At 31.0% G+C, this 12,761-nt stretch carries 10 protein-coding genes and 2 pseudogenes; all 12 read left to right on the top strand.

Features of this window, described 5'->3' with window-relative positions:
- Positions 1-131 precede the first annotated feature (131 nt).
- The 12 genes and pseudogenes from IPJ23_09635 (at position 132) to IPJ23_09580 (ending at position 12,634) form a co-directional block, all read left to right on the top strand.
- On the top strand, positions 132-701 hold the full coding sequence (locus IPJ23_09635) for a GNAT family N-acetyltransferase (protein MBK7630944.1): 570 nt from the start codon (positions 132-134) through the stop codon (positions 699-701).
- A 143-nt stretch (positions 702-844) separates the two neighbouring features.
- A complete protein-coding gene (locus IPJ23_09630; GenBank protein MBK7630943.1) occupies positions 845-2,611 on the top strand; it encodes a hypothetical protein in 1,767 nt (588 codons plus the stop codon).
- A gap of 164 nt (positions 2,612-2,775) precedes the next feature.
- Positions 2,776-3,762, top strand: coding sequence for an aldo/keto reductase (locus IPJ23_09625; protein MBK7630942.1), 987 nt, complete (start codon positions 2,776-2,778; stop codon positions 3,760-3,762).
- 165 nt (positions 3,763-3,927) lie between these two features.
- Positions 3,928-4,254 (top strand): hypothetical protein, encoded by a 327-nt coding sequence (locus IPJ23_09620; GenBank protein ID MBK7630941.1) that lies wholly within the window; start codon positions 3,928-3,930, stop codon positions 4,252-4,254.
- 163 nt (positions 4,255-4,417) lie between these two features.
- Entirely contained in the window at positions 4,418-4,921 is a 504-nt protein-coding gene (locus IPJ23_09615; GenBank protein ID MBK7630940.1) for a CPBP family intramembrane metalloprotease, read from the top strand.
- Between the two features lies 1 nt (position 4,922).
- On the top strand, positions 4,923-5,246 hold the full coding sequence (locus tag IPJ23_09610; protein MBK7630939.1) for a DUF2007 domain-containing protein: 324 nt from the start codon (positions 4,923-4,925) through the stop codon (positions 5,244-5,246).
- Positions 5,246-6,066 (top strand): annotated as a pseudogene (locus tag IPJ23_09605) (phosphatidate cytidylyltransferase). The gene IPJ23_09610 and the pseudogene IPJ23_09605 overlap by 1 nt, the downstream one beginning before the upstream one ends.
- Positions 6,067-6,151: 85 nt before the next feature.
- Positions 6,152-7,390, top strand: a pseudogene (gene rimO, locus IPJ23_09600) (30S ribosomal protein S12 methylthiotransferase RimO).
- A complete protein-coding gene (locus tag IPJ23_09595) occupies positions 7,390-8,676 on the top strand; it encodes a GWxTD domain-containing protein (GenBank protein MBK7630938.1) in 1,287 nt (428 codons plus the stop codon). The pseudogene rimO and the gene IPJ23_09595 overlap by 1 nt, the downstream one beginning before the upstream one ends.
- 26 nt (positions 8,677-8,702) lie before the next feature.
- Entirely contained in the window at positions 8,703-11,417 is a 2,715-nt protein-coding gene (locus IPJ23_09590) for a BamA/TamA family outer membrane protein (GenBank protein ID MBK7630937.1), read from the top strand.
- Between the two features lie 39 nt (positions 11,418-11,456).
- On the top strand, positions 11,457-11,900 hold the full coding sequence (locus IPJ23_09585) for a (4Fe-4S)-binding protein (protein MBK7630936.1): 444 nt from the start codon (positions 11,457-11,459) through the stop codon (positions 11,898-11,900).
- Between the two features lie 65 nt (positions 11,901-11,965).
- Positions 11,966-12,634 (top strand): geranylgeranylglycerol-phosphate geranylgeranyltransferase, encoded by a 669-nt coding sequence (locus IPJ23_09580; GenBank protein ID MBK7630935.1) that lies wholly within the window; start codon positions 11,966-11,968, stop codon positions 12,632-12,634.
- Positions 12,635-12,761: the final 127 nt, after the last annotated feature.

Below are 12,761 nucleotides of genomic sequence, written 5' to 3'. Positions count from 1 at the left end.
TTATTAAAAAACGGTTAGAGATAATTTCTATATCCGTTTTTATTTTTAACTACTAATTAAATAAACTTTAGTTTAAAAAATATTTTACTTGTGATGACTGCAATAATTTATAAATTTATTTTAAGTATAAAATGAACTATAAAATAAATGATGATATTTTTACAGCTTTCCCAAAATTAGAAACTGAACGATTGTTTCTTACTGAATTTATGCTAAGTGATTCTGAGGAACTTTTTAAGATGCGTTCAGATAAAAAAATTTTAAAATATCTTGATAGGGAACCGCATAAATCAATCGAAGAATCAGAATTAATGATTTCTGAAATGATCAAAACATATAAGAATAAAGATGGTATCAACTGGATAATTAAAAAAAAAGACTCACTAAATGTTATTGGTTATATTGGTTATTGGAGGATGAGAAAAGGAGATGTGCGAGCAGAGATTGGATATGCAATGAAACCTGAATATTGGGGCAATGGCTTTATGAACGAAGCATTGGCTAAAGTAATTGATTTCGGGTTTAAGGTATTTTGTTTGCACAGCATTGAGGCTAATGTTAATCCTGCTAACTTAAGTTCAATAAAACTTCTTGAGAAATTCGGTTTTAAACGTGAAGCATTTTTTCACGAAGACTATTTTTTTAATGGAAAATTTTTTGATAGTGCAATTTATTGTTTATTAGAAGCCGATATTAATTAAAACAATTGTCCTTAGACATTTATTGTTAATAGGAGATTAAATCCTCGTTACATTTTGATTAAAAATATTTTGCACAACAAATAATTAAGATTAATTTTACTCTGGTTTCGAAAACGTTTTTTCAACATACGAAGGGTAATTCTGTGTTAAAATTAAAAACCAATCTCATCTTAATCTTCATTATTACCTTTTTATTTTCATCCTGCAAAGATGAAATAACCAATCAGTATTTATTAGAAACAGAAGGTGGCTCAGCACCTGATGTAAACGTAATATTTTCAAATTATTCATTGAATACTGTTCATTCGTATCATATGGATACCACAGCTTATCCTCAATACAATTATTCAATTGATTTAAATTTGAAGTTAGATAAACCCGATAACCGAAGCCAAATTAATAAATTGATTGTTGTAAATGAAGTAGGTTTTGGCTGGGAATATTTTGGTGATGAACTCGAAAGTTTTTACTCAGATACACTTGGAGGTTATGCGCTAAAAAATTTAGTTTATTATTCAGATGGGCAATACCCTCCACCCCAAACTACTTCCACTTATTACAGGGTTAAATTATTTTCCAAAACAAATAAAGCCTCTGAGGATTATGAATTATTTTTGATTCCCAACTTTATTAGTGCCGGATCAATTTCACATAATTGGTACACTCAAAGTACCTATCAGTTAAATTTTAATTATTCATCAAACTTTATATCAGGAGATGGTGAAGTGTTCTGGCTTAATTCGCAAAAGCAAATTATAAGTACAACTAATTTTACATATAATGATTTTGTTAGTGGATATTATTTGCGTTTAAATAACGTACCTCAAGAAGCTTATTATTTTTATTTTACCTATCAATGCACAAGAAATAATGTTAAAGTTTCATTAAAGTCTGCTCTTATGCAAATCGAGGGCAGATTCCCAGATAATATTCAGATACTGAACGAGTACATTTACGATTTTGATATTGTTAAGTATGTACCAGAAATTCAAAAAATACTTATTGTAGATGATTCATATAATTATTTAAATATAATTGATTATAGCACTTTCGATTTGACTTCTAAGATTACTTTTGCAAGTAGCCCCATCTCGGTTGTTTATTCCAATTATGACAACAAAATTTATGTTGGCTGTAAAAATGGTAAGTTATATTCTGTTGAAGTTACAGGGACAACTCCGAGTTTTGTACGTAATCTGGGAGGTGATTACATCTATGGATTGATAGCGATTGATAAATACATAGCTGCAAGTTGTTCAAATGGATATTTGAGAATTTTAAATCTTGAAACAAACACATTAGTTTCTGAAAACAGTTTTTATTACAATACTTCAAGAGACATGATTTTCAATAAAACAAATAATGTATTGTATGGATCTAACGGTAGTTATTTATTTAGGGTTGGTTTTAATCCAGTTACAGGTTTACTTTCAAATCCTAAATCAATATACTTCGGCGGTAGTTCAGGTTATACAACATTGCTTCTTTATCCTGATGACACAAAAATAGTTACCGGCTCTGGCTATATTTATAATTGTTCCAGTAATCAGCTAAATGATCTAAGCAGTTCTTATAATCTGGGTCAAAGTTTTAATTCATGTGCTTTTTCAAGTGATAGTATTGGTATAATAACATTTTATCCGGGATATTCTTATTCATACAATCAAGCTTTAACTGTATTTCATAAGAATAGTTATAGTACGCTCGGATATTTAGAAGAATTTTGGGGCAGTCCACTGTATTTAATAGCCAATGGTGACGAAATAAAAGTTTTGTCAAAATATAGTGCTGGATATAGTTCCGGAATAGCAGCTGAGATACTTAATTATAGCGATCTTATTTCTGTTCAAAAAAAATCATCTAAAATTGTTAAAGACAAATATTATCTCCCTCATAAGTTAATCTTTTAGTTAAATGCTTGGGACAGCTGTTTAAAAGCTGTCCCAAAGTATTTATTGATTCTTTACTTTTACTAATATGTGCATTCCAATGAATGTCATTAATCACTTCAATTAGAACTTCATCAGACTATATTTAAACAAGAAAATTTCAATAATCAAAAAGGGAAAAAGTGATGCAAAAAAGAATTCTTGGCAAAAATGCGCTCGAAGTTTCAGCAATCGGGCTTGGTTGTATGGGTATGTCTGAGTTTTACGGTCAAACAAATGATGATGAATCGATAAAAACAATTCATCGCACATTAGAGCTTGGTATAAATTTTTTAGATACAGCTGATATGTACGGTGTTGGTAAAAATGAAACTCTTGTTGGCAAAGCAATTAAAGGTAAACGCGATCAGTTTGTTATCGCAACAAAGTTTGGAAATATGCGTGGTGCGGATGGAAGTTTTCTTGGTGTTAATGGCAAACCGGAATATGTAAAACAAGCTTGTGATAAAAGTTTGAAACTTTTAGATATTGATGTAATTGATCTTTACTATCAACATAGGGTTGATCCAAATGTTCCGATTGAAGATACTGTTGGAGCAATGGCTGATCTTGTTAAAGAAGGTAAAGTAAGATATCTAGGACTTTCGGAAGCCGCACCTTCAACAATACGACGAGCAAATAAGGTTCATCAAATTACTGCATTACAAACTGAATATTCTTTGTGGACGAGAGACCCTGAAAAGGAAATTTTGGATGTTTGTAAAGAATTAGATATTAGTTTTGTTGCATACTCACCTTTGGGAAGAGGATTTTTAACAGGACAATTTAAACCCGATCAGGAAATTCCTGCTGATGATTATCGAAGGGTAAATCCGAGGTTTGTTAAAGAAAACATAGAACATAATTACAAACTTGTTCAGCAGCTTGAGCAAATTGCAAAAGAAAAAAATTGTACTGTTGCACAACTCACACTTGCATGGCTTCTGCATCAATGGGATAAGACTATTCCGATTCCTGGTACAAAGCGAGTAAAGTATCTTGAAGAAAATGCTGCCGCTGTTGAAATTAAACTAACAGAAAATGAACTAAAGAAAATTAGTGATGCTGCACCTATTGGCTTTACAAAAGGCACGCGTTATGCTGAACAAGCTATGAAAGCGGTTAATAGGTAGTTAATAGTACTTACCTTGCGCAATTTATAATTAGGAACAAATTATTTGGAAAAGACTCAGGTTACTGAGTCTTTTTTATAGTGATTTAATCAGTTATTTAAATTTGAGTGTCAATCCTTATATCAGTAATTTTAACATCAATTATTCAACTCATATTTTACTCTAATGGATGAATTTAAAGACGAATATCAAAAAGAAGAACAGCAAGCTCAACTTCTAAACATTGATAAAGAAAATGATCCGGATTACGATCCCGATGATGATCTAACTTATGAAATTTCCCCCGTTGCTGCTGCATTTATTGGTTTAGCTGGTGGATTTTTTCTTTATCAAATTGTTGGTTCTTTGCTTACTTTTTTAATATTTGGCATGGATCTCGAATCCATACCGGTGCACAGTTTACGTCTGATGACAATGGCAGGGCAAATTCTTTTTATACTTTTACCTGCTTTGCTTTTTCAAAATGGATTTACTCGGATGTTGGAAAAATAATTCGTATCCGCATACCTGATTTGAAAGAGTTAGGAATTTTTACGATTGGAATTGTAATTTTAACTCCACTACTTCAGAGTTTTTTATACATCCAAAATTATTATATAGAAATCTGGGCAAAAATATTTCATTCATAAATGCCATAAAAAACTTTTTTGATGAAATGAATAAGATGGTTGAAAAAACTTATGGCAATTTGCTTACTGCAACTAATATTTTTGAGTTAATATTTGTAGTTATAGTTGTTGCTGTTGTGCCTGCATTATCAGAAGAAGCTCTATTCCGTGGATTTATCCAACGAAGTTTTGAATTAAAGTATAAAAAATATCTTGCAGCAATAATTACAGCTTTATTTTTTAGCGCGTATCATTTTAATCCTTACGGATTTATTCCGCTTTTTATTTTAGGTGCTTTTTTTGGATTTGCAGCCTACAAAAGCAAAACACTTTTAATACCTATGTTTTTACATTTTCTAAATAACTTTTCTGCTGTAATGTTATATCACATTATAGGTGATGAGGAAATAATTAAATCAGATCCGGCGGTAAATCCAAATGAACTTTCATCGTATGTTACAATGTTTTTGGGATTATCGGTTCTTTTTGTTGGTTTGATTATATTCATAAACAAATATTATACTTCTAAAGAATTAATTAAGGAGAATTGAAATGCCATTTTGCCCAAATTGTACTTACGAATATGTTGAGGGGATTAAAAAATGTCCCGATTGCGGTGCTTCATTAGTTGATGAACTAATAGATCATGATTGGGTAGTCGTTTATACATCCGATCAAGAGTACGATATACAAATGATGAAAGACGCTTTAGAAAGTGCGGATATTGAAACAAATGTGTTATCACAAAAGGATAGTAATTTTCCTGTAACTGGTGATCTAGCCGTTATAAAACTTTTAGTAAAAAGTGACGATGTAGACTCTGCACAAAAGTTTATTGAAGAAATAAAAAACACTAGTACAGAAGACGAGCAATAATGGCACTCGGGAATACTGCTGTTCGGATTTTAGTTTCTGTGATTGCTATTCCAGCACTTGTATTGTTCTCTTATTTTGGCGGAGTTTATTTCTTGAGCTTCGTGCTAATCATTGCAGGAATTTCTTTTTATGAATTTTCTGTTTTGGCAAAGCAAAAAGGTGCAAATGTAAATGTTAATCTTGGTTTGCTTGCAATAATATTTTTAGTGATAAATCAGTATAGATTTTTATTCAGCCAGTATAACTTTTTAATTTCATTTTTTATTGTACTTTTGATTTTTGAACTTTTTAGAAACAATGGATCAGCAATACAGAATATTGGCTCAACTTTGCTCGGTGTTTTTTATTTGGGATTATTTGGAACCACACTTATTGGGATAAGAGAATTTTACCCAAACATAAATGGATTATACGAACACGGCGGATATTTAATTATCTCAATTTTTGCAACTATTTGGATTTGCGACTCCGCAGCTTTTTTTGGCGGAACTGCACTTGGCAAACATAAATTGTTTCCACGTGTAAGTCCAAAGAAAAGCTGGGAAGGTGCAATTTTTGATTTGTATTTGCAATTCTTGCAATGATATTAGCAAAGAATTTAGTACTAGATTTTCTATCTCTTAAAAATGCAATTGTAATTGGATTTATTATCGGAACGTTTGGACAAATTGGTGATCTTGCTGAATCATTGTTAAAACGTGATGCAGGAGTTAAAGATTCATCACATTTAATTCCAGGGCACGGTGGAATCTTTGATCGTTTTGATTCGCTGTTGTTTTCATCACCAATTATTTATTTATACTTAACTTATTTAGCATGATGATTTTGGAAATGATTTTATGAGTGGCAAAGTTTCAGTAATTACTCTTGGTTGTTCAAAAAACACGGTTGATTCTGAAAGGCTAATGAAACAAATTCAGCTTAATAAAATTGATTTAACTGACGATCCAAACAAAGCTGAAACTGTAATTATTAATACTTGTGGATTTATCGAAGCAGCTAAAGAAGAATCTGTAAATACAATTCTTGAAGCCGTTGCAATGAAAAACAGCGGTAAGATTAAAAAAAGTTATTGTTGCCGGATGTTTATCAGAAAGATATAAAGAAGATTTAATAAAAGATATTCCCGAAGTTGATATCTATTTTGGAACAGAAAATTACGAAGGCATAATAAAAGAGCTTGGCGGTAATCTAAAAAAAGAACTAATCGGCGAACGTTTATTAACAACTCCATCGCACACAGCCTATTTAAAAATTTCCGAAGGCTGCGATCATCCTTGTTCATTTTGTGCAATTCCACTTATGCGCGGATTGCATAAATCAAAACCAATGGATGAGTTGATTAAAGAAGCAGAATTTCTCGCTACAAACAACGCAAAAGAATTGGTACTGATAGCGCAGGACACAACTGATTATGGAAAAGATATTTACGGTAAGAATAATATTTCTGAGCTATTACGAAAATTAAGTGAGATTAACGGAATCGAATGGATAAGATTAATGTATGCTTATCCATCAAAATTTCCTGATGATCTAATTGAAGAGATAAAATCAAATCCAAAAGTTTGCAAGTATGTTGATATTCCGTTGCAGCACATTTCTGATGATGTTTTAAAATCAATGCGAAGGGGAGTTACTGCAGAGCGTACAAGAAAATTGTTACACAAACTACGTGCAGAAATTCCGGAAATAACAATTAGAACTACATTTATAGTTGGATATCCAAACGAAAAAGAAACGGACTTTGAAGAACTTTGTGATTTTATAAAAGAAATAAAGTTTGATAGAGTTGGAACTTTTACCTTTAGCGTTGAAGAAAATACATCAAGTTATATTCTTGGTGATCCTGTTTCTGAAGAAGAAAAGGAAAGAAGAAAAAATGTTTTGATGGAAATTCAAAAGAAATATCACTGCAAAAAAATGAATCTTTTATAAATAAAAAACTAAAAGTATTAGTTGAAAGTGTTGAAGGGGATTTTTACATTGGCAGATCATATCGTGATGCACCTGAAGTTGATGGGGAGATTTTAATAGATAAAAAAAATAACAAAGTTAAAATCGGCAATTTTTATGATGTTGAGATATTTGATTACGATGAGTATGATTTGTTTGGTAATGTTTTGACAAAAGAAAGGAAAGAATAATGAGAACTTTTTTGTGCAGCCTTATCTGTTTATTTGCAACATTTAATTCTTTGGCTCAGGAAAACACAAATAATGAAGTTAAGAAAAAGATAAGTGATGCTGTTTATTTTCAAGACTTAGTCAACATACAATCAGATAAACCTGGGCTTTCTTCCGTTGATATTTATATTCAAGTGCCATATAAAAATGTGCAGTTTCTAAAGTCAAACCTAGGATTTACTGCAAAATATTCAATTACAGCTTCCGTATTTGATAGCTCTAAAAAAAAATTAATTGTTGAAAAAACCTGGAATGAAATAATTAATGTTATTGATTTTGGAATGACTACAACTAAAGAAAATTATAAATTAAGCAAAAGAACTTTCGATCTTTTACCAGGGACCTATTCAATACGAACAATGCTTTCGGATAAGGATTCTAGGCAAGAAGCTATTGGTGAAAATATTTTTACAGTTAAAGAATATGTTGGTGATATGACCTTAAGCGACATATTAATGATTTCAAAATCGGATAACGCAACAGGTAAAAATGAACTCATTCCGAATATAAGCCGTAATATCCCAAGCTCTAAAAACAGGGTTCAATTTTATTATGAAGTTTATGTTAAGGATTCTGTTGATACAAAGAAATCTTTTGAATATTCTGTTCTTAATTCAGAAAAGAATCTAATCCATAAAGAAGTTGAGGATAGGGATTTAAAACCCGGGATAAACAAAGTATTTTATTCTCTTTCAGAATTCTCTTTTGATCTTGGCGTGTATTCATTAAGTGTTTCAATGCTTGATGAAAACTCAAAAGCGATTCAGACAGTTAATAAAGCTTTTTATTCACACTGGAAAGGCTTACCGGTTGTTATCACCGATATAGATAAAGCAATTTCTCAAACGGTTTATATTGCCACTCCAGAAGAACTTGATAATATGCAAGATGCCGAAACCACATCAGAAAAAACAAAAAGATTTTTGGAGTATTGGAAGAAAAAAGACCCTTCGCCAAACAATGATGAAAATGAAATATTTGACGAGTACTTCCGTAGAATCGAATATGCTAATGAAAATTTTTCAAACTATACCGAAGGCTGGCGCTCAGACAGGGGAATGGTCTATACTATACTTGGAGCACCAAATAATATTGATAGACATCCATTTGAATATGATTCTAAACCTTATGAAGTTTGGGAATACTATGATATTAATAGAAGTTTTGTTTTTCTTGATCAAACAGGTTTTGGAGATTATAGATTAATGACACCATTAACCGGCGATTTGTACCGTTACAGATATTAATATTTTACTTATTTGTTTTTTTGATCATGATTCTAATAATAACTCTCAATCCACTTTTAGAACGAATATTTACTTACGAGCAAGTAAAGTTTGGAACCGTAAATAGAAACTCCTTCACAAAATTATTTGCAGGCGGCAAAGGATTAAACGTTAGTCGCCAATTAAAAAAGTTTGGAGTAAAATCTTATAATTATTTTTTTTCTGGTGGAACAAATGGAAAGCTTTATCGCGATTTATTGAAAAGCGATGGAATTGATTTTACATTTGTTTCTACAAAATCAGAAACAAGACACGCTGCTGTAGTGTTATCAGAAAAAGATAAAATTGTTTCATCTTTCTTTTCAGAGGATCCAAAAATTTCGCAAACCGAAGTTGATGAGTTCAAATCAAAATTAGATAAAATGATTCAGAACAGTGAAATTGTTATTTTTTCAGGTAGTTCACCATCGATTGAAACTGATTCAATATTCGCTTTTGGAATTGAATTAGCAAACAGGTATGATAAAGTTTCAATTTGTGATACTTACGGCAATCACTTGCAAGACTGTATTGATGCTTCTCCAACAATTATTCACAATAATTATTCTGAAATAGTTAACGCATTGTCTGTTAATTTTGATGATGAAAAATCAGTAATTGAATTTCTAAATAGTCTTTACAAAAAAAACATTAAGCGTGTTTATTTAACGAATGGGAGTAATAATTTTTACGCTTCTAATTTCAATTACATTTATAAAATTAAGCCTTTGCAAATTCAGGAAGTTGATGCAACCGGAAGCGGCGATAGTTTTGTTGCTGGAATTGTAAACAGCTGGATTAATTCTGATTTATTTGAGGAATCCTTAAAATTTTCAACAGCTACTGCAGGATTGAATGCCAAAACTTTTGATATTTCTTCCGTTAGCAAAGAAGATGTAATTTTATTTAAAGATAAAGTAGAAATTTTACCGGTTGGAAAAAAACAAAGACAATCGATGACTCGCCTCGCGAAATTTAGTTTAGTAATTTTATTTTTCTTTTCTTCATTAATATCGGCCCAAAAGCTCTCTTCATTTGATGTGAAAGGCAATATTAATTTTGATGATTCCGAATATCTAAAATGGTCAGAACTTCGCTTAACACAACCTATTTTCAATGGAATAATTGATTCCGTAAAATCTAAAATCGTAAGAAACATTTTATTACAAGGGTATTATTTTTTTTACATCAATAACGTCGAACTGATTGTTTCAGATGATTCTGTATTGTTTGAAATTATCTTGGATATAGATGAAGGCAATCCTGTAATTGTAAAAAATATTTATTTTGAAGGAAGTGATACCGCTGCGGATATACGTATGCTCAGTCAGTTTGATTATTTAAAAAGACAAATATTTAGTAAGCAGGCAATTGAATTAAGTATTGAACAAATATTAACCCAATTTGAAAATTCAGGTCATCCTTTTGCTAAAGTTAAAATCAGTTCGGTATATGTTTATAAAGATTCTTTGAATGACGAAAATTTTGCAGATATTTATCTTAATATAATAAGCGGTAATGTAAACAAGATAGATAAGGTTGATGTTCGCGGTAATACATCGACTAAGGATTATGTAATAATCCGAGAGCTTCGATTAGAATCGGGTGAGCCATATATACAAAATAGAATTGAAGAATTTCCAAATAGGTTAAATCGATTAAGGTTTTTTGATCCTGTAGCTGTTCCGCAGTTTTATATCAATTCTAAAAATGAAGGTATTTTACTTGTAGAAGTAAAAGAAAAAAGTACAAATAACTTTGATGGAATTATAGGTTACATTCCACCAGGCAAAAATGAAAACTCTGGTTACATTACAGGACTTGTAAATATCTCATTAAGAAATTTATTTGGAACTGGCAGGTCAGCAGCAATCAGATGGAATAAGTATAATCGTGATTCCCAAGAATTGGAATTAAAGTATCTGGAGCCATGGTTACTAGATTTTCCAGTAAATATAAATCTTGGACTTTATCAAAGGGCTCAGGATACAACTTATGTGCAGCGAAAATATGAAGGGACAGTTGAATATTTAGCAACAGAAAATATCTCGGCATCATTGATTCTGGCTGCTGAGACGGTTGTGCCAACAGTTAGAACTATTCCTGTTTTTACTATATATAACTCTTCATACATTACAACTGGTGCTAATATAAGAATTGATACACGAGACGATCCTTATTCACCTACAAAAGGCTTTTTATTTGTTAACGCTTATTCCTTTAGTAGAAAAACAATTAATGGTCCTGTTGAATATATCACACCAGCTTTACAAACCTCCGTCGATCTTCAAAGATTTTCATCTAGCTTTTACATTTTCTATGAATTATTTGCGAGACAAATTATTGCTGCTGGGGTAAACGTAAAAGAGCTACGCGGTTCAACTTTTGAAAATAGTGACTTATTTAGACTTGGCGGCACAAATTCTTTACGTGGATATAGAGAGGAACAGTTTATAGGAGCGAGAATATTTTGGTCTAACTTAGAATATCGCGCTTTGTTAACTAGACGTTCTTACGGATTTATATTTTTTGATACAGGTTACTATTTGCGTCCTGAAGATATTGAAAAAAATATCATTAAGTCAGAAGAGTTTCTTTATGGTTTTGGACTAGGTTTAAATCTTGAAACCGCATTGGGTGTTTTAAGAGTAAGTTATGCACTCGGTGAAGGTGATACTTTTAGCGATGGAAAAATCCATTTTGGAATATTAAATGAATTTTAATTAATGGAACTAATTATATTTAATAAAGGTTAAGTATTTATGATTAATCAAAAAGAATACACGAATGGCGAAATTTCAGTTATTTGGAAACCGAATGTTTGCATACATTCAGGTAATTGTGTTCGGGGTTTAGGGAAAGTATTTAATCCTAAAGATCGCCCATGGATTAAAATACATTCGGCAAATACAGATGAAATAATAAACACGGTAAATTCGTGTCCATCAGGTGCGTTAACATATATAAGGAATAATGAAATGACAGATAAACCGGAAGCAACAAAACCTGCAAATTCAAGCGAAGTAATAACTAACATTAAAATAATTTCAGGTGGACCGATAATGTTCGAAGGGTCGTGCACTATTGTAGATAAAGAAGGAAATGAGACGTTAAAAGAGGGTAAAATATTTCTTTGCCGCTGCGGTGGCTCAAATAATAAACCTTACTGCGATGGAACTCATAAAAAAGTTGAGTTTGATAAATAAATAAAATTAAGTTTCTCTTTAAGTGCTGCTTCGATTATTTTGAGGCAGCATTTTTTTATTTAAAGATGAACATTTCAAAACATATCCTTGCATACATAAAAATTACACGCCCGCTAAATGTTATAGTAACATTTTTTGTAGTTGTAGTTGCAATCTATATATCTCAAAAAGAAAATTTAGATTTATCGTTTATGGTTTTAGCCTCATTAGCTGCGGCTTTAACGGCTGGATCAGGAAATATAATTAATGATATTTACGATATTGAGTCAGATAAAATATCACATCCACGAAGAGTTTTGGTAGTGAGCTCAATTTCTAAAAAACAAGCATGGTATTATTATTTATTTATTAATTGTGCTTCAGTTTTTATTGCAGCAAGTTTATCCTCAGTTCTTTTAACTATTGTTTTTGTTGTTACATTATTACTCTTTATATATTCAGCTTATTTGAAACGAATGCCATTGATCGGAAATGTAACGATAGCATTGATTACAGGTTTAGCCTTTATTTACGGTGGATACGCTGCTGATAATCCAATTGCCGCAATCGTTCCAGCCGTATTTGCTTTTTTGATTAACCTAATAAGAGAAATAGTAAAAGATATTCAGGATATTGAAGGCGATTCAAAATTAAAATATAGAACTTTCCCAATCATATTTGGAATTGATAAATCAAATAGAATTATTTCTCTAATAATAGTTTTATTACTTGGAGCCACATTTTATCCCTTTTAACTCATTTATATAAAATAGAATACTTTTTAATTGTAATGATATTTGTAAATCCACTGCTTGTATTGTGTATAAAATTTTTATTTGATAAGAAAAAAGGAAATAAATATTCCATCATAAGCAGCATCTT

The organism is Ignavibacteriales bacterium (assembly GCA_016709765.1).
Lineage (GTDB): Bacteria > Bacteroidota > Ignavibacteria > Ignavibacteriales > Ignavibacteriaceae > IGN3.
The sequence above is the reverse complement of the archived record's forward strand: the minus strand, read 5'-3'. Positions and strand labels throughout refer to the sequence as shown.